At 44.9% G+C, this 17,632-nt stretch carries 18 protein-coding genes and 1 tRNA gene; 14 read left to right on the forward strand and 5 right to left on the reverse strand.

Going from position 1 to position 17,632, the window contains the following annotated elements:
* The 4 genes from QVP35_RS08175 to QVP35_RS08190 all read left to right on the forward strand — a co-directional run.
* Positions 1-1,056: O-acetylhomoserine aminocarboxypropyltransferase/cysteine synthase family protein (locus QVP35_RS08175; RefSeq protein ID WP_288187813.1), on the forward strand; the 1,056-nt coding region annotated here is incomplete at its 5' end.
* Positions 1,057-1,273: 217 nt separating this feature from the next.
* Positions 1,274-1,618, forward strand: a complete 345-nt coding sequence (locus QVP35_RS08180) for a hypothetical protein (protein ID WP_009290528.1) — start codon at positions 1,274-1,276, stop codon at positions 1,616-1,618.
* Between the two features lie 143 nt (positions 1,619-1,761).
* Entirely contained in the window at positions 1,762-2,130 is a 369-nt protein-coding gene (locus QVP35_RS08185) for a hypothetical protein (protein WP_009290529.1), read from the forward strand.
* A 68-nt stretch (positions 2,131-2,198) separates the two neighbouring features.
* The gene (locus QVP35_RS08190) at positions 2,199-2,762 is read left to right on the forward strand and encodes an SOS response-associated peptidase (RefSeq protein WP_022261012.1); all 564 of its coding nucleotides are present in this window, start codon (positions 2,199-2,201) and stop codon (positions 2,760-2,762) included.
* Between the two features lie 35 nt (positions 2,763-2,797).
* Here the strand turns inward: QVP35_RS08190 and QVP35_RS08195 are convergent, their stop codons facing one another.
* Together QVP35_RS08195 and QVP35_RS08200 are read right to left on the reverse strand one after the other, a co-directional pair.
* Positions 2,798-3,061 carry an AbrB/MazE/SpoVT family DNA-binding domain-containing protein gene (locus tag QVP35_RS08195; protein WP_009290531.1) on the reverse strand — a complete coding sequence of 88 codons (264 nt, stop codon included), beginning with the start codon at positions 3,059-3,061 and terminating at the stop codon, positions 2,798-2,800.
* A 169-nt stretch (positions 3,062-3,230) separates the two neighbouring features.
* Positions 3,231-3,302: transfer RNA gene (locus QVP35_RS08200), tRNA-Glu, on the reverse strand.
* 189 nt (positions 3,303-3,491) lie between these two features.
* On the opposite strand from QVP35_RS08200, the gene QVP35_RS08205 reads away from it, so the two are divergent.
* Positions 3,492-5,312, forward strand: coding sequence for a serine hydrolase domain-containing protein (locus QVP35_RS08205; protein ID WP_022261013.1), 1,821 nt, complete (start codon positions 3,492-3,494; stop codon positions 5,310-5,312).
* Between the two features lie 72 nt (positions 5,313-5,384).
* The gene (locus QVP35_RS08210) at positions 5,385-6,107 is read left to right on the forward strand and encodes a phosphatase (protein WP_009290534.1); all 723 of its coding nucleotides are present in this window, start codon (positions 5,385-5,387) and stop codon (positions 6,105-6,107) included.
* A 127-nt stretch (positions 6,108-6,234) separates the two neighbouring features.
* On the opposite strand, the gene QVP35_RS08215 is transcribed toward QVP35_RS08210, so the two are convergent.
* From QVP35_RS08215 to QVP35_RS08225, 3 genes are read right to left on the reverse strand one after another with little or no spacing between them, the layout of a single operon-like run.
* Positions 6,235-6,915, reverse strand: a complete 681-nt coding sequence (locus QVP35_RS08215; protein ID WP_006565794.1) for an LrgB family protein — start codon at positions 6,913-6,915, stop codon at positions 6,235-6,237.
* Complete coding sequence (locus QVP35_RS08220) at positions 6,896-7,273, reverse strand: CidA/LrgA family protein (RefSeq protein WP_022261014.1); 378 nt, start codon at positions 7,271-7,273, stop codon at positions 6,896-6,898. The genes QVP35_RS08215 and QVP35_RS08220 overlap by 20 nt, the downstream gene beginning before the upstream one ends.
* A 1-nt stretch (position 7,274) precedes the next feature.
* On the reverse strand, positions 7,275-8,207 hold the full coding sequence (locus QVP35_RS08225; RefSeq protein WP_022261015.1) for a ribonuclease H-like domain-containing protein: 933 nt from the start codon (positions 8,205-8,207) through the stop codon (positions 7,275-7,277).
* Positions 8,208-8,333: 126 nt separating this feature from the next.
* On the opposite strand from QVP35_RS08225, the gene ruvA reads away from it, so the two are divergent.
* The 8 genes from ruvA (at position 8,334) to QVP35_RS08265 (ending at position 17,365) form a co-directional block, all read left to right on the forward strand.
* Entirely contained in the window at positions 8,334-8,930 is a 597-nt protein-coding gene (gene ruvA, locus QVP35_RS08230; RefSeq protein WP_009290538.1) for a Holliday junction branch migration protein RuvA, read from the forward strand.
* Positions 8,931-8,939: 9 nt separating this feature from the next.
* A complete protein-coding gene (ruvB, locus tag QVP35_RS08235) occupies positions 8,940-9,938 on the forward strand; it encodes a Holliday junction branch migration DNA helicase RuvB (protein WP_006565790.1) in 999 nt (332 codons plus the stop codon).
* 12 nt (positions 9,939-9,950) lie between these two features.
* On the forward strand, positions 9,951-10,337 hold the full coding sequence (locus QVP35_RS08240; RefSeq protein ID WP_006565789.1) for a cell division protein ZapA: 387 nt from the start codon (positions 9,951-9,953) through the stop codon (positions 10,335-10,337).
* Between the two features lie 4 nt (positions 10,338-10,341).
* The gene (locus tag QVP35_RS08245) at positions 10,342-12,717 is read left to right on the forward strand and encodes a U32 family peptidase (RefSeq protein WP_022261016.1); all 2,376 of its coding nucleotides are present in this window, start codon (positions 10,342-10,344) and stop codon (positions 12,715-12,717) included.
* A gap of 8 nt (positions 12,718-12,725) precedes the next feature.
* Entirely contained in the window at positions 12,726-14,141 is a 1,416-nt protein-coding gene (locus tag QVP35_RS08250; RefSeq protein ID WP_006565787.1) for an FtsW/RodA/SpoVE family cell cycle protein, read from the forward strand.
* Positions 14,035-15,519 (forward strand): peptidoglycan D,D-transpeptidase FtsI family protein, encoded by a 1,485-nt coding sequence (locus QVP35_RS08255; RefSeq protein ID WP_225103692.1) that lies wholly within the window; start codon positions 14,035-14,037, stop codon positions 15,517-15,519. The genes QVP35_RS08250 and QVP35_RS08255 overlap by 107 nt, the downstream gene beginning before the upstream one ends.
* 105 nt (positions 15,520-15,624) lie before the next feature.
* Positions 15,625-16,077: an NUDIX hydrolase gene (locus QVP35_RS08260; protein ID WP_006565785.1), complete on the forward strand. Its 453-nt coding sequence runs from the start codon at positions 15,625-15,627 to the stop codon at positions 16,075-16,077.
* Between the two features lie 103 nt (positions 16,078-16,180).
* Entirely contained in the window at positions 16,181-17,365 is a 1,185-nt protein-coding gene (locus QVP35_RS08265) for a D-alanyl-D-alanine carboxypeptidase family protein (RefSeq protein WP_006565784.1), read from the forward strand.
* Positions 17,366-17,632 lie beyond the last annotated feature (267 nt).

Here is a 17,632-nt window from a genome sequence, read left to right on the forward strand (position 1 = left end):
GCGGCAATGCTCACTTCTTCCGGACAGGCGGCCAACTTTTATGCCATCATGAACATCGCGGAAGCGGGAGATCATATCATCTGTACAACGGCTCTGTATGGGGGGACCTATAATCTGTTTGCACATACCTTAAGGAAGATGGGTGTGGAAGCAACGTTTGTAGATCCGGAGGTCAGCGAAGAAGATTTAAATGCGGCGTTCAGAGACAATACAAAGGCCGTGTTCGGAGAGACGATCTCAAATCCTTCTTTAGTCGTTCTTGATTTTGAAAAGTTTGCAAAAGCGGCTCACGGACACGGAGTTCCACTGATTGTTGACAATACATTTGCGACACCGATCAACTGCCGCCCGTTTGAGTGGGGTGCCGATATCGTTACCCATTCCACAACAAAGTATATGGACGGCCATGCAGTATGTGTGGGAGGAGCCATCGTCGACAGCGGAAACTTTGACTGGGATGCACAGGGTGATAAGTTTGCATGCCTTACCCAGCCGGATGAAACGTACCATGGCGTGGTTTATACAGAAAAGTTTGGTAAAGGAGCCTATATTACAAAGGCAACGGTCCAGCTGATGCGGGATCTGGGCTCTATCCAGTCGCCTCAGAACGCATTTTACTTGAACATCGGTCTGGAGACTCTGCACTTAAGAGTGGCAAGGCACTGTGAGAATGCAAAGGCTGTTGCTGCATGGCTCAGGGACAACGATAAAGTCGCATGGGTACACTGTCCGATGCTGGAAGGTGATGAGGCTTATGAGAGAGCACAGAAATATATGCCAAACGGAGCCTGCGGAGTTATTACGTTTGGCCTGAAAGGCGGCCGTGAGGCATCCATCCAGATGATGGACAGCTTAAAGCTGGTAGCCATCGTAACACATGTGGCAGATTCCAGAAGCTGTGTGCTGCATCCTGCCAGTCATACCCACCGTCAGATGAATGACCAGGAACTTTTGGAGGCGGGAGTACAGCCGGACCTGATCCGTTTCAGCGTGGGAATCGAAAATGCTGAGGATATCATCGCAGACCTTGACCAGGCGCTGAGGCAAGTGAAATAAATACGAAATATAATATAGTGCCCGGAACTTTCTGAGAGGAATTTTTCCGGGCATTATTTATACGTTTAATTTCTGAGAAACAGAAAGGTATACAGCATCTAAAAGTAATCGAAAGAACACATCAAAGAGACATAAATTTATTTGCCCGCATTGCCCAAAATAGGTATGATATGCTTTCTTTGGACAAAGTAATAAGTTTTATTATAAAGGAGATTATATGGATATTTGGGCAAATACAGTATTGACAGATAAGGGGAGAGCATTACAGTTAAAACTTTTGCAGGGGCAGACATTGCAAATTAACAGAGCGGTAACAGGGGCGGGCAAGGTCCCGGAAGTGAATCTTCGCCAACAAACAAATGTTACAGAAGGGGGATATGAGATTAATTTGCAGCCTGTAAGAATAGAAGGGGAAAAATTAATTATTCCGGTGATGCTTGAAAATTTAGGACTGCAGCAAAGCTATAATTTGTGTCAGGTTGGATTCTATGTCGAAGATCCGGATGAAGGAGAAATTTTATTCTGTCTTGCTCAGGCATCTCATGAGAAATATATTCCTTAGAAATCAATAAAATTACTGAAACATTAAGTAATGTAGATTCTGTATTAGATCAAAAAGCAGACTGTACTGATATAGAGATCCAGGCAGAAAGGATTGCTAATCTTGTATCTTTTGCTACGGCATGTCTTGAAGCTGATAAGATATTGACGCAGACGGCATCCAAGCTGAATTTAACAAGAGGCGCAGATAGATATGGAAATTTAGATTTTTATAATCAGGGAATCCGCTGTCTGAAAGACGGTTATATCATTGTTTCTGCACAAGTCCGCTGTAACAGTAACTTTAATGATGGGGATACAATCACAATAAGAGTGTATCGAAATGCAGTGGACAGCGGTTATTCTCAAAATCGGATGTCAGGTAACAGCTACAATGTAATTCATTTTTCTCCACTGGTTATTAAGGTTCTTGCAGGTGATACGATTTATCTCTATGCAGATAACGGATCGGGCAGCCGCGGCACTGTTTCCAATACTTTTACGAGGATGACAGTGCTGCATTTTTGTGTCTGATAAAAAAATAATAACAGGTATCAGATATTATGCAGTTGGGGATATTGAACGTATGGGGGTAAATATCAATGTGCGGACGTTTTTTTATTGATGAACAATCTATACGTAAGGCAGAAAATCTTGTAAAAATGATCGATCTGAGCCTGGCAGGCAGAAGAGAAATCTTTCCGTCACAAAAGGCGCCGGTTATCTTTAAACAGGGAGAAGAGTATGCAGAAGAACTTTTCAGCTGGGGATTTTCCCGCTTTGACAAAAAGGGGCTGATGATCAATGCACGGTCTGAGACCGCTTTGGAGCGGAAAATGTTCAGAAAAAGCCTGTTGGAGCACCGATGCCTTATTCCGGCGGCAGGATTTTATGAATGGGACAGGGAGAAAAATAAAATTGCTTTTTTTAAAGAGACATCTCCGGTCATATTTATGGCCGGCTTTTACAGGCCGGATCAAGACAGCAGCAGATTTGTCATATTGACAACCAAAGCAAACCGATCGGTCAGGGGGATACATGAACGGATGCCCATGATAATTGAAGAAAGACACATCGAGAATTGGTTCGGTAATGAGACGTTTGAACATCTGCTGCATATCGAACCTGAGAGCTTATCCCATGTAGCAGCGGAAGCAAAAAATTAGAAAATCCCAGGACACTGTTTGTCCTGGGATAAACCTTATTCTGAGATCTTAAGACCAGCTTTCTCGGCTAACTTCAGAACTGATTCCCTGGATACTTTCTTTCCTTTGTATTCAATGAGATCCTCCATCTCCCCGGTAAAGATGTCTGCCGGCTGATACTTCTTAAGCAGAATTGTATCCTCATCTACAAAAATCTCCAGGGGATCTTTATCTCCCACACCTAAATTTCTCCTCAGTTCGATTGGTAAGGTAATACGCCCCAATTCATCGAGTTTTCTCACAACACCTGTACATTTCATTTACGACTCCTCCTATGTATTTTGGTGCTTTTATTATAAAATATCTACGAAATATTTCCAATGGAAAATAATACAAGCAGGGCAAAGGGCGGAAATACAGCAATAAATTATTGAAACTTCATAAATCAAAAAAACCGAAACACCGCATAAATACGATGTTCCGGTTGTATGACCCCAACGAGAATTGAACTCGTGATTCGACCTTGAGAGGGTCGCGTCTTAACCTCTTGACCATGGGGCCGTTTTGCTGTCACCTTTATCTATTATATAGGTTTTTTAGAAAAAGTAAAGACAAAATTTAAAATTCTTTGTATATTTTTTCAAACATAGAAGAATCGTAATGCTAAGGTGCTTTTTCCATTTTTAAATTTGTGCTATATTATACAGAAAGCAAAAGAAGAACAGACAGTATAGAAGAGGGTGCAGTGCGATGTTAAAAGAACAGCAGGCAATGCTGGAACTGGTTTTTAATTTAGTAAGAGGAAACACAGAACATATAAGCAAAGTAGATTTTATTCCGCAGAAGCCGTCATTTTACAGTCTGCCCGAGTCAGGACAGAAGCTGCCCAGGTCGATGCCTGAGGAGCAGGGGATCGATTCGGATCAGGTCAGGGGATTGATGGAAGACCTCTTGAGTCTTTCTAAAGTGGATATTCATCAGGTGATGATATTAAGACATGGATATGTAATCGGGGAATGTCATTACGCGCCGTATCCGGAAAATCTCTGGCATATTACCCATTCCCTGTGCAAGAGCATCACCGGAATGGCGATTGGCATGCTGATCGAAGAAGGCGGGTTAAGGCTTGATGATAAGATTCTGGGGATCTTCGACAAAAGTGTATTTTCTATCAGAGGATTTCAGCAGAGGAATCTTACAGTGGAACATCTTCTGACCATGACCAGCCGGGTGGCATTCAACGAAAAAGGTGCCGTGGCATGTAATGACTGGGTACAGGGCTTTCTGGATTCGCCGGTAAACGGCCCGGCGGGCTTGGAATTTGAATATAACAGTATGAACACCTATATGCTGTCCGCTATTGTGACGGAAATAACCGGACAATCTCTGATGGAGTATTTGAAGCCCAGGCTGTTTGAACCCCTCGGCATAACCAGGATCTTTTGGGAGAGCTGTCCCAAAGGCATCACGAAAGGAGGATGGGGGTTATTTCTCTGTCCGGAAGATGCGGCAAAGATCGGACAGCTTTGTCTTCAGAAAGGAGTATGGAATGGGCGGCAGCTTATACCACGGAGATGGATTGATGAGGCGTCCACATGTCATGTGGAAACCCCGAAGCAGTTCGGGGAGTATGGCTACGGCTATCAAATGTGGATGGCAGGCCGTCCGGGGAGCTATGCCTTTAACGGCATGCTGGGACAGAATGTCATGGTATATCCTGATTTGGATATGGTCATTGTCACCAATGCGGGAAGCAATGAACTATTCCACACATCCCTGCTCCTAGACACAGTGGCCAAATATTTTGAAGGCGGGTTCACTCCCGGGGAAAAGTTAAAGAAAAACCGGCGGGCTTATGATAAACTCTTAAAATTTCAGAATAGGACAGGACTCTATGATACCAGATTTCCGGCGGTCTCTTATCGCGGGCTGAAAAAAATTCTCTGGAACGGAAGTGAATCCTATAAGAGAAGAAAACTGATTCTTGGAGTTAAAGGCAGGTTTTTTAAGCTGAAAAAGCAGCATGTAGGACTTTTCCCATTGATCATGCAGGTGTTTCACAACAACTATACGGACGGAATCAGCGAGGCAGGTTTTTTTACAAAAGACCGTAAATTTTATTTTTGTTTCCGGGACGGAGAAAAACCTTATTGTCTGGAAGTGGGGTGGAAGGAAGCCAGGATCACGGAGATGGATATGCACGGAGAGTCTTATTTGGTAGCAGTAAAAGGACAGGCAGCTTTTGATGAGGACGGATATACCGTGCTGAAACTGAAAATTTCCTTTATCGAGGAGGCGTCGTCTCGTCTGCTTAAAATCCGCTTTATCGGTGAAAACATAGAAATGCTGTGGAATGAGTGTCCGGGAAAAGACCTTCTTATGACCGGACTTGATTCCGTAATGACCGGTGGGACCAGCAGTTTTCTCTTAGACAGTCTGATGGAAAAGGACACAATCGGTCTGATGGATCTTCTGATGGATCAGACGGTCTGCCCTAAAGTTTTGGGAGAAGAAGACCATGAGGCAGGGGAGAGATTCCTTAGAGAGGTTCCAATTTCTTTTACTTTATAGTATGATAAAACATAATGTGTAATTTTTAAGAGGGAAAGAATCAGACTGACTGATAAAGAAGGAGTAAGATTTATGGAGTTTAAATTAGACGTGCATTCTCACACGATTGCCAGCGGACATGCATTTGGAACCGTCAGCGAGATGGCGGCTGCTGCAGCGGAGAGCAGTTTTGAACTGTTTGGGATCACGGAACATGCCAAAGGGATTCCGGGAACCTGTACAGACATTTATTTTAAAAACTTAAGAGTACTGCCGAGGCAGCTGTACGGCATCGAGATGATGTTTGGGTCAGAAATCAATATTATCGATTATAACGGAAGACTCAGCCTTGATAATGAATTGATGGAGGAATTTTTAGATATCAGAATTGCGGGAATCCATGAACTTTGTTATAAAATAGGAGATGAGGAACAGAATACTGCCGCATACTTAGGAGCTATGAAGCATCCTCTGGTGGATATCATAAGCCATCCCGACGACGGCAGGATTCCGATCAATTATGAAGCACTGGTTTTGGGTGCAAAAGAGACAAAAACACTGTTAGAGGTCAACAACAGTTCCCTTTGCCCCGAAAGCTTCCGGGTCAATGCCAGAGAAAACTATTTTATGATGCTGGATCTGTGCAGGAAGCATAATGTTCCTGTGATTGTCAACAGCGATGCGCATACTCCATATGCGGTAGGTGACCTGAATGAAGCAAAAGCCCTGCTTTCAGAAGTTGATTTTCCGGAAGAACTGGTGGTGAACCGCTCTGTTAAGGCGTTTAAAGAAGCTCTGAGCAATAAAAGAAACTAAGAAAAAAACCCCGCGTAAATTTTTTTGCGCAGGGTTTTTTATTCCATAAGAAAGTTCGTCCCATGGAATAAAAACGCTCTGCGGGTTGTACACAGATGCGTAAGGAAATCATTTGACAACTTTGTTCTTAGAAAAGTATTAATGCCAGAATGACCGTGATGATACCGGAAATCCCTATGGAGATGCCGCTCATGGCTCCTTCGATTTCACCCAGTTCCACTGCTTTGGAAGTTCCGACGGCATGGCTGCATGTTCCGATGGAGACACCGGCGGCAGCAGGATCTTTGACTTTAAACATTTTGATCAGCAGAGGGCTGATCACGGCTCCTAGAATTCCGGTGATAACAACTGCAGCCACCGTGATGGACGGAATGCCGGAAAGCTGACTGCTGATTTCTATGGCGATCGGGGTTGTGACGGATTTTGGAATCAGGGAGGCCGTCAGATGTTCATTGAAACCAAAGAGACGGCAGAGGACACAGACACTCAACATAGATGTCACAGAACCTACAAAACAGCTCACGAGGATTGGCAGCCAATGCTTCTTCAGCAGATCAAATTCCCGATAGATGGAGAGAGCTAATGATGCGGTGGCCGGAGCCAGGAACATGGAGATGACAGCGCCTCCGCTGTTATAATCCTCAAGAGGTATGGAAAATATCTTCAAAAACAAAATGATGAATGCAATTGAGAGCAGAAGAGGATTCAGCGCAGAAACTTTTGTTTTTCTCTGCAGGATACGGAATCCTTCATAGACACAGAGAGAAAGCGCGATTGGAAACATTGGATTAGCAGTTAGTTCTTTCATAGTCATTTCCTTTCTTTTGCAGGGCGAAGATGAGCCTCATAGATAACGAAGTAGTAAAAAATGTGAGGACGGTTGTGACCAGGCAGATCAGGAGAAACGGTATGATCCGGCCCTGTAACAGCTGGTATTTTTCCATAATGCCGATTCCGGCGGGGAGAAAGAAAAAGGCCATATGATGGAGAAGGAAATCGCAGATATCCTGGATCTGATGCTCTTTTACAATTTTTGAGAGCAGAAGGAGCAGGAGCAGGAACATGCTCATGATACTTCCCGGAAACGCAAACGGAAGCAGCTTAGCCAGCCCTTCCCCAGCCAGACAGACGAAGAAAAGGAAGCTCATTTGTAATAAGTGTCTCATGTTATTTATCCTTTCTAAGTAAGTAATATACGATATCTTTGCAGTACTGAAAGAGGTCACCGGGGTTGGAGCAGAAAGTCTCATCCGGACAAAACCTGGTATAACAGTTTTCCGGAACCGGCTTTAAAACTGCAGACCGGTCTACAAAGGCGGCCATGGATACAGGGATTACAATGTCTTCCAGAGGAAGATAACGGTAATCCTTTATATTTTTATGGTAGTGCTTCAGCTGGCCGTGTATCAGGGGACATTGAAGGTTTGCTTCTGCCCCGGAGATCTCAAGCCGATGTCCTGATTTCTTAAAAGAAAGTGGCACCGGAGTATTGAAAGGGAGAGAAAGGCGGACAGAAAAAGTATGTTCCGACAGGCTGTGTTCTTCCACTGAAAAATGGCCGCCGGCCAAAGGCTCAAAGATCAGCAGGGACTGGATCCGGGAAAGAGATAAGATGTCCTCTTTATTATGCTGCAAAATCACAGATTTTAATTCCGGATCCTTTGTTTTTATGTAGTCCTGATAAATTTTGATCAGCTGCCGTCCCGATATGCGGTCCGTTCTTTGAATCCCCAGGAATTCTTCCACTGATTTTTGTTTGAGATTTTTTAATGGGAGGAGGTGCCTGAAAGAACGGAGATTTTTATAAAGATCAATGCAGCGTTTGCCCTCTAAGGAATATGGAAGACCAAACTCCTCACACTTTTTTTTCAAAAAGAGAAGATCAAAGGTCCCACCGTTATAAGTGACAATGACGTCATAAGAATCCGCACAGCTTAAAAATGAGGCGAGGATTTGTTTTTGTTCCAATCCGGATTCATTAAACCACTGCCTGGGCTCCCGGCCTTTCTCACAGCATCCGATGACGGAGAGGGCAGAAGTTTCCGGTGAAAGTCCCGTAGTCTCGATATCCAGATATAAAAGCTTTTCTTTTGTTTCCATCGTCTCGTCTCCTTTCCAAAACTGCTGTTCTTCATTATAGTTCCTGTATGAATTTTTTTCAATCCCTAACCACAGGTGTGAGATTTATGTTATAATGACTTCAAAACGTCGCAAGGAGGATATGGAGTGATTTCATATATTAAGGGCATTTTAGTTTCCATGACGCCTGGGGGAGCGGTGGTAGAGAATAACGGCATAGGATATGATATCATGATGCCGGCCGGACAGGAGTTTCCGGGAGGCATCGGACAGGAAGTCAGGATCTATACCCACATGCATGTGAGGGAAGACGATATAAGCCTTTTTGGATTCCGGACAAAGGAGGAGCTGGAAGCGTTTGAACTTCTGATCGGAGTCAGCGGCATCGGTCCTAAGGTGGGACTTTCCGTTTTGTCGACCCTGTCTGTCTATGAATTAAAGATTGCGGTAATGAGCGATGATTCCAAGACGATTTCAAAGACTCCGGGGCTTGGACCGAAGGGAGCCAAGAAACTGATTCTGGAGCTCAGAGACAAACTGGACTTTGAAGAATTTGAGCAGGCTGAGCCGATGGACTTTGCAGGAGATTTACCGGCAGAAGATTCTGTGGCTGTTACGGCACAGGGGCTTGTAAGCCTTGGCTACTCCAGGTCTGAAGCGATGATGGCCATTAAGAAAGTAGAAAATGCAGCAGAGTACAGCCCTGAGCAGTTACTGAAAAAGGCGCTGACAAAGCTGATATAGAGGAACATTATGTTAGATAGAATGATTTCCACGGAACTGGTGGAAGAAGACATTACAATAGAAAATAATCTAAGACCTCAGAACCTGGACGATTACATCGGACAGGAAAAGGTAAAGCAGAATCTGAGAATTTTCATCGAGGCGGCAAAGAGCAGAGGCGAGTCCCTGGACCATGTTCTTCTTTACGGACCGCCGGGACTTGGAAAGACTACGCTGGCTGGCATCGTCGCCAATGAGATGGAAGTACACTTAAAGGTCACAAGCGGACCTGCCATTGAAAAGCCCGGGGAAATAGCCGCGCTGCTTAACAATCTCCAGGAAGGGGACGTGCTGTTTATCGACGAGATCCACCGGCTGAACCGTCAGGTGGAAGAAGTGTTGTACCCTGCCATGGAAGATTTTGCTATTGATATCCTGGTGGGGAAAGGACAGGCCGCCAGGTCTATCCGGCTGGAACTTCCGAAATTTACTTTAGTGGGTGCCACGACCAGGGCAGGGATGCTGACGGCTCCGTTAAGAGACCGTTTTGGTGTCGTCAACCGGCTGAATTTTTATGAGACAGAGGAACTCATGACCATTGTCATTAATTCAGCGGCGGTGCTAGGCATTCCGATTGAAGAAGAAGGAGCGAGGGAGATTGCCAGAAGATCCAGGGGGACACCGAGGCTGGCCAACCGCCTTTTAAAGAGGGTCAGAGATTTCGCGGAAGTAAAGTACGATGGAGTCATTACAAAAGAAGTGGCGATGTCTGCCTTAAACCATTTGGAGGTAGATACCCTGGGACTCGACCAGATTGACCGGACTCTGCTCAAGACGATGATCGAGGTCTTTCACGGCAGTCCGGTAGGACTCGACACACTGGCTGCAGCCGTAGGTGAAGATTCCGGAACCATCGAGGATGTCTATGAGCCGTATTTGATTCAAAACGGACTGATCCAGAGGACGCCGAGAGGACGAATTGTCACCGGCGCTGCCTATCAGCATTTTGGACTGCCAATCCCGGAATAGGAGGGCTTACTTATGAAAAAAAACGTCGTAGAAGTAGTCATAGACGGAAAGTTATATTATCTTGGCGGAGAAGAACCAGAAGAGTTTATGCACCAGATCGCATCTTATCTGAATGCAAAGATCCGCGACCTGAAAGCTTCGGAGCATTATCTGAAACTGCCGCCGGACATGCAGAGTTTTCATCTGGCACTGAGTGTGGCCGATGAATATATGTGCATGAAAAATACACTGGAGAAAAGCCGGGAAGACATGGAATTACAGGATACGGAATTGTACCGTATGAAAAATGAACTGGTAGAACTCCAGATCAAGAATGAATCACTGGAAAAACAGCTGACAGAGTACCGGGAAAGGATTCGGGTACTGGAAGAGGCATCAGTTGCAAAAAAGGAACGGTAATCATATGAAGTCAACAGAAGTACTGGCCCCCGCAGGTTCTCCCGAGAGCCTGAAGGCTGCCGTCTTAAACGGAGCGGACGCCGTCTATCTGGGCGGGAGCTGCTATGGGGCGAGAGCTTATGCAGATAATTTTGATCAGAAACAGCTGTTGTGGGCTATAGATTATGCTCATCTTTTTGGACGGAAGGTTTATCTGGCAGTCAATACCCTGATGAAGCAGGAGGAGATTTCGGGACTTGCAGGGTTTTTAGAACCTTATTATGAGAGGGGGCTAGACGGGGTCATTGTTCAGGACTTAGGAGCCTTGAGTGTAATCCGCCGCTGCTTTCCCGGCATGGAGATTCACGCCAGCACGCAGATGACCGTGACCGGCATCCATGGGGCGAGATTGGTAAAAGAGCTTGGAGGAAGCAGAGTCGTCCCTGCCAGAGAGCTTTCGCTTACAGAAATTCAAAAGATAAAAAAAGATACAGGGCTGGATATGGAGTGTTTTGTCCATGGAGCCCTTTGTTATTGTTATTCCGGACAATGCCTGATGAGCAGCATGCTGGGAGGCAGGAGCGGCAACCGGGGACGCTGTGCCGGAACCTGCCGTCTGCCCTTTGATTTGTATGAGAACGGCACAAAGTTAAACCAAAGAGGACAGAATTACCTGCTCAGTCCAAAGGATCTCTGCACAATCAGGGAACTGCCTGAACTGATCGGACACGGCGTAGATTCACTGAAGATCGAGGGCAGGATGAAACAGCCGGAGTACGTGGGAACTGTCACGAGGATTTACAGAAAATATGTGGATCTGTATGAAAGCGGACAGCTGTATCAGGTAGATGAAGAAGATGAGAAGGAACTGCTGGAACTATTTAACCGGGGCGGATTTACGTCCGGCTACTATAAAAAGCATAACGGCAGGGATATGATGTCGCTATACAGGCCGAATCATCAGGGGATTTTCGTTGGGAAAGTCCAGTCTGTTCAGGGCCGGCATATTATGTTTCAGGCAGCAGAGGATCTGGGAAAAGGAGATGTGCTGGAGATTTCTCTGGAAAGAGGAGAAAAGGTGGAGCTTACCAGCCCGGATATCTGGAAAAAGGGGGACAAAGTCTGCTTAAACGGACAGAAGCTGAAACATTTGAAACCGGGCATGCGTATCTTCCGGACGAAGAACCAGTCCTTAAAGGACAGGGCGGCAGAGAGTCTGAAAAAGAAATCGAAAGAAAATATTAAGGGAAAAATTATAATTTCTCCTGGAAAGTGTGCTAAACTTTTGATAACTTCAGGAGAACTGGAAGTGGAGGTCCCGGGTGCCTTGGCAGAACCGGCCAGGAAACGTCCCCTCTCCAAAGAGGATATCATAAAGCATATAACCAAAACCGGAGAGAGTGATTTTATCTTTACAGAGCTTGAGGCAGAAATCCATGGAGATATCTTTCTACCGGTAGCGGCATTGAAGCAGCTGAGAAGAGATGCCTTTGAAAAACTTACAGAGGAGATCCTGAAAAAAAGCCGCAGGAAACCAGCCGCATATTTAATTCCTGATTTGCAGGTAAAACCAGAGATACATGGAATTGAAACTCCCGCTTTAACCGTTTCACTGGAAGACCGGTCGCTGCTTCCTGAAGTCCTCACATGGGACAGAGCAGAGAAGATCTATCTGTCTCTTTATGAAGCGGCGGAGGAACCGGAGATTTTATCACGGTGCAGAAGGGCAGGAAAGCAGGTCACGGTTATGCTGCCTCAGATTGTGAGGGAACCGGAGCTTCGGTTCTTGGAACAGTCCTGGGAGCTGCTGTCCGGTCCGGATGTGGATGAAATCTGCGTCCGCAGTTTAGAGGAACTCATATGGCTCAGAGAAAAGCAATGCAGGAAGAATGTACTGGCCGATTATATGGTCTATTGTTACAACCGGGAGGCATACCGGACGCTGAAACAGATATATGGACAGGATATCCGCATGACAATGCCCGCGGAACTGAATTTTGACGAACTGAGGGACCTGTCGTATACAGATGCAGATTTTCTGTTTTACGGACATCTGCCCCTCATGGTTTCGGCGCAGTGCCAGAGAAAAAACAGCACAGGCTGTGACCGGAAGAACTCCTGGATGACATTAAAAGACCGGTATGGAAAAGATTTTTATGTCAAAAATCAATGTAAAGGATGTTTTAATGAAATCTACAACGGAGAGCCTCTGTGGCTTGGATCTGAGATCCGAAAAGTTCGCAGGCTGGCCCCGGGGAATCTGCGCCTTCATTTCACGAAAGAGACAAGAGAGGAAGCTTCTGCAGTCTACAGGGCTTCCTGTGAAATACTTGAGGGAAAGCCGGCAGAGCTTCCATTCCCGAATTTTACAAAAGGACACTTTAAGAGAGGAATATTATAGGTGGTAATATGATTCAAATCATTGCAGTGGCTGCAAAATACCTGATACTGATCATGTGTCTGGTCTATACATTTTCTTGTTTTACCATGTTCCGGCCGAAAAATAAAAAACGGCAGGAGGCACTGCTTGACAATCAGGTCATTTATATGTTTATATTTTTGTTTCTGTGCAATCTGGTCTTGTTTTTAAAGACACTGGAACTGAAAGTTCTGATATTTTTTGCGGCACAGATCGTATTTTTTGAAATCGTCATGATCTTATATCCGAAAATTTATAAGAGGTCATCCAGGCTTCTGATCAACAATATGTGTTTTCTTTTGGGAACCGGATTTGTGATTCTCACAAGGCTTTCTTTTGAACTGGCCATGAAGCAGTTTGCCATTGTAGCCATCGGAGTGCTTGTCACAGGACTGATTCCCCTGATGATGCACAAACTGTCGTTCTGGAGTAAGCTGGGATGGGTCTATGCCATCGGCGGCTTTGCGCTGCTTTCCTCCGTATTTGTTTTCGGGGTCATGAAAAATGGTGCTTATAACTGGGTCCAGTTCGGAAGCCTGGCATTCCAGCCGTCTGAATTTGTCAAGATCATCTTTGTGTTTTTTGCTGCGGCTATGCTAAGCAAGGCAAAAGAATTTAGGGATCTGGTAAAGATCACGGTGATCGCAGGTCTCTATGTCCTGGTTCTTGTGGTGGAAAAGGATCTGGGAGGAGCGCTCCTCTATTTTATGATTTATCTGATGATGCTGTACGTTGCGACTGCCAAGCCGAGTTATCTTCTGGGCGGATTGGGGGCAGGAGCCTTTGCGGCAGTGATCGCCTATCATTTATTCTCTCATGTACAGGTCCGGGTAGCTGTCTGGCAGGACCCGTTTTCCATGATCGAGGGGAGAGGCGCACAGGTATGCCAGTCTCTGTTTGCCATCGGCACCGGCGGCTGGTTTGGGATGGGCCTTACCCAGGGAAGGCCGTTTGATATCCCGGTCCGGGAATCAGATTTTATTTTTTCCGTGATCAGTGAGGAATTCGGTGTGATCTTCGGGATCTGTCTGATCTTCGTACTGATCAGCTGTTTTATCTTGTTTATGGACATTTCCACCAGAAGCCGTACACTGTTCAACAAGCTGCTTTGTCTTGGCTTTGGTGTTTGTTTTATTTTTCAGGTGTTTTTAAGTATCGGCGGAGTGACCAAGTTCATACCGTCCACAGGTGTTACCATCCCTCTTGTAAGCTACGGGGGAACATCGGTGCTGAGTACTTTGATTATTTTAAGTGTCATTCAGGGACTGCACATGTTAGCAAATAGTGAGGAAGAAGAAAATGAGCTTATTCAAACGCAGAAAGAAAGCGGAAACGGAGATACCAAAGAAATCTCCCTCTCCAAAAACAGAACGAAGCGCGGGAAGAAAGAAAAAGCACGCCAATAGACAGATCCTTCAGATTACATATATCTTTGTGGGACTGTTTCTTGTGCTGATCGGTTATATCATACATTTTGTCGTCAGAGACAGTCAGAATGTAATCACCGATTCCCATAATTTAAGACTTCAGGAATTAGAGAAATATGTGGTGAGAGGAAAAATCATCAGTGCAAACGGAAAAGTCCTGGCCCAGACCGTCAGCGATGGAGACAGCGAGACAAGGGATTATCCGTATGGACGGATGTTCGCCCATGTGGTAGGGTACAACGCCAAAGGAAAATCCGGCCTGGAATCCAAATGTAATTTTGATCTGCTGAAATCCAATGCAAATCTTTTATCCCAGATCGAGAGTAATCTGAAAGGGGAAAAGAGCATCGGGGATAATGTTTACACTACGCTTGATACAAGGGTACAAAAGGCAGCGTATGATGCGCTGAGCGGAGAAAAAGGAGCGGTGGTGGCCATGGACCCGGAAACCGGAAAAGTGATCGCCATGGTTTCAAAACCGGATTTCCGTCCGGCTCTGGTAAAGGAAAACTGGAAAGAACTGAATACGGATGAAGATGCACTTTTGATCAACAGGGCCACACAGGGGCTGTATCCTCCGGGGTCTACCTTTAAGGTGATCACTGCCCTGGAGTTTATGAGAGAACACAAAGATTATAAAAACTTTACCTATCACTGTACCGGATCTACGACCATCAACAATGTAAAAATCCGCTGCTATGGGGGAACCGCCCATGGAACTGTGGATCTGGAAGGAGCAGTGGAAAAATCGTGCAATACCGCTTTTGTCCATATGGCTTCCCAGCTGAATAAAGGTAAATTTGCTTCCCTCGCAGAGGATATGATGTTTAACTCCAGAATTCCGATTAACCTGGCAGCGGTATCCAGCCGGTTTACATTTGACGGAAGTTCCAAAGACAGTCAGGTTCCCCAGATCGCAATAGGACAGGGAAGTACACTGATTACGCCGCTTCAGAATGCGGCAGTCATGAGTACCATCGCCAATGACGGAGTCATGATGGAGCCCTATCTTGTGGACAAGGTGAAAAATATAAACGGAGGGGTGATCAAAGAGACGAAGGCGAAAGAGACCGCCAGCCCGCTCAGCGCCGAAGAGTGTAAAAAACTCAGAAAAATGCTCAGGAAAGTTGTGACAAACGGAACGGGTACATCAGCCTACTCTTCAAGATATAAAGTTTATGGAAAAACCGGCTCTGCCGAGTATAACGATGATAAGGATTCCCACGCATGGTTTATCGGCTGTGCGGAGCATAACGGCAGAAAGATCGTCGTAAGCGTGATCGTGGAAGGCGGCGGATCCGGAGGCCGCGTGGCAGCTCCGATTGCAAAAAATGTCTTTGACGCTTATTTCAGGTAAGGAATGGGAAAGCAAAATCCAATGTTGAAATGCATATCCATTAACGTTATAATAATTTCTAGAGAGACCCAAAATAGCGTTGAGGCAGGATGATTGGAGGCCGCGATGACAGAGGCAACAAGCTGTGGAGGTGTCGTAATTTACAGAGGGAAGATATTGCTGTTGTACAAAAGTTATAAGAACAGATATGACGGCTGGGTACTTCCGAAAGGTACAGTTGAAAAAGGGGAAACGCACGAACAAACCGCTTTGCGTGAAGTAAAAGAAGAGACAGATGCCAATGCCCGAATTATCAAATATGTCGGAAAGAGCGAGTATTCCTTTTACTCTTTCCATGAGCAGATCGTAAAAAGCGTTCACTGGTATTTGATGGAGGCAGAAGGGTATCATTCAAAACCGCAGAAAGAAGAGTTTTTCGTTGACTCTGGGTACTACAAATTTCACGAAGCCTACCACTTGTTAAAGTTCCCGAATGAAAAAGAGATTTTAAAGGAAGCATACGAAGAATACAAAAAGCTAAAATCCAAAAATCAATGGGGAATCAGGCAAAGAAGATGAAAAAAGAATTGTAGATGGGTAAATCCATTTACAGTTCTTTTTTTTGTAATAAATCGGCTTGTTCCTTATTAAACTGTAACATAAGAGGTGAAAGGTTTATTTTATGAAAAAAGCAGCAATTTTTATTCTTTCGTTACTGTTATGCATTTCATCCGGAACCATGGTGTGTGCCACAGAACCGGAAACATTGCTTACAGTGGCTCAGGACGGAGAAGGGCTTGACTTGACTGCAAAATCTGCAGTTGTGATGGAGGCGGGGAGCGGCACCATACTGTATCAAAAGGACAAAGACATGAAACTGCCTCCGGCCAGTGTGACAAAAGTCATGTCTCTTCTTTTGATCTTTGAAGAACTGGACAAAGGAAATCTTAAGTATTCAGATAAAGTGACAGTCAGCGAGCACGCGGCTTCGATGGGAGGGTCCCAGGTGTTCTTAGAACCTGGAGAAAGCCAGACGGTGGACACGATGCTTAAATGTATCGTGATCTCCAGTGCCAACGATGCGGTTGTATCCATGGCGGAACATATCGCGGGAAGCGAGGGCGCTTTTGTAAAGCGGATGAATGAAAAGGCGAAGCAGCTTGGCATGAAAAATACCACATTTAAAAACAGCTGCGGACTGGATATCAAAGGACATGAGACTTCAGCCTATGATATTGCCCTGATGTCAAGAGAACTGACGACAAAACACCCGGATATTTTTAAATATACAAAAATATGGATGGACAAATTTACCCATGAGACGAAAAAGGGAACGAAGGAATTCGGTCTGAGCAATACAAATAAACTGTTAAAGCAGTATAACGGATGTACCGGCCTGAAGACAGGAAGCACCAGCACCGCAAAGTTCTGTCTGAGTGCCACGGCTACGAGAAACGGGGTCAGTCTGATTGCTGTTGTCATGGCCAGCGACGATTCCAAGACAAGGGTGAAAGATGCCAGTGCTTTGCTGGACTATGGATTTTCTCACTGCCAGGTCATGGAGGACCACACGAAAGCAAAGGATATCGGAAAGATTGCGGTGACAAAAGGAAAGAAAGAGACCGTCTCCTATCAAGAGGATATTCCTGCGAAGATTGTCCTGGTGAAGGGCAGTAAAAATGATGTGAAGAAGCAGATCCGTATCGGCCAGGTGAAAGCCCCTGTGAAAAAGGGTCAGGTATTGGGATATATTATATATAAAAGAGGAGATGAAGTCCTTCTGAAAAAACCGGTAAAAGCCACAGAGAGCGTAGAGAAAATGAACTTCCTTACCAGTCTGACACGATTGGCTGAGCGATATTTTTAAGTGAAAGTTAACAAAAATAGTAGATTATCATTTCTTGATAAGTTATAATAAAATACCTCAGATATAAACATTCTATAAACAAATCTGAATAATATATAAAGTATAATTTCCGTTTATTTCATAAATAAGACACTTCTTTTCATCGGCATGGAAAAAGACAGAATTAAATTTCTTCAGCATTGACTTTATAATGAAATCATCAAGTAAACAAGTCACATGTTAGGAGGATTATTTATGAGCGAATCATGGTTGGGCCTTGAAGGCAAG

It is taken from the genome of Anaerostipes sp. CAG:276, assembly GCF_000432215.1.
GTDB classification, from domain to species: Bacteria; Bacillota; Clostridia; order Lachnospirales; family Lachnospiraceae; genus Anaerostipes; species Anaerostipes caccae.

Coding starts and splice junctions, on each gene's coding strand:
- QVP35_RS08180 (WP_009290528.1), top strand. CDS start 1,274: ATGGATATTTGGGCAAATACAGTATTGACAGATAAGGGGAGAGCATTA.
- QVP35_RS08190 (WP_022261012.1), top strand. CDS start 2,199: ATGTGCGGACGTTTTTTTATTGATGAACAATCTATACGTAAGGCAGAA.
- QVP35_RS08195 (WP_009290531.1), bottom strand. CDS start 3,061: ATGAAATGTACAGGTGTTGTGAGAAAACTCGATGAATTGGGGCGTATT.
- QVP35_RS08205 (WP_022261013.1), top strand. CDS start 3,492: ATGTTAAAAGAACAGCAGGCAATGCTGGAACTGGTTTTTAATTTAGTA.
- QVP35_RS08210 (WP_009290534.1), top strand. CDS start 5,385: ATGGAGTTTAAATTAGACGTGCATTCTCACACGATTGCCAGCGGACAT.
- QVP35_RS08215 (WP_006565794.1), bottom strand. CDS start 6,915: ATGAAAGAACTAACTGCTAATCCAATGTTTCCAATCGCGCTTTCTCTC.
- QVP35_RS08220 (WP_022261014.1), bottom strand. CDS start 7,273: ATGAGACACTTATTACAAATGAGCTTCCTTTTCTTCGTCTGTCTGGCT.
- QVP35_RS08225 (WP_022261015.1), bottom strand. CDS start 8,207: ATGGAAACAAAAGAAAAGCTTTTATATCTGGATATCGAGACTACGGGA.
- ruvB (WP_006565790.1), top strand. CDS start 8,940: ATGTTAGATAGAATGATTTCCACGGAACTGGTGGAAGAAGACATTACA.
- QVP35_RS08240 (WP_006565789.1), top strand. CDS start 9,951: ATGAAAAAAAACGTCGTAGAAGTAGTCATAGACGGAAAGTTATATTAT.
- QVP35_RS08245 (WP_022261016.1), top strand. CDS start 10,342: ATGAAGTCAACAGAAGTACTGGCCCCCGCAGGTTCTCCCGAGAGCCTG.
- QVP35_RS08250 (WP_006565787.1), top strand. CDS start 12,726: ATGATTCAAATCATTGCAGTGGCTGCAAAATACCTGATACTGATCATG.
- QVP35_RS08255 (WP_225103692.1), top strand. CDS start 14,035: ATGAGCTTATTCAAACGCAGAAAGAAAGCGGAAACGGAGATACCAAAG.
- QVP35_RS08260 (WP_006565785.1), top strand. CDS start 15,625: ATGACAGAGGCAACAAGCTGTGGAGGTGTCGTAATTTACAGAGGGAAG.
- QVP35_RS08265 (WP_006565784.1), top strand. CDS start 16,181: ATGAAAAAAGCAGCAATTTTTATTCTTTCGTTACTGTTATGCATTTCA.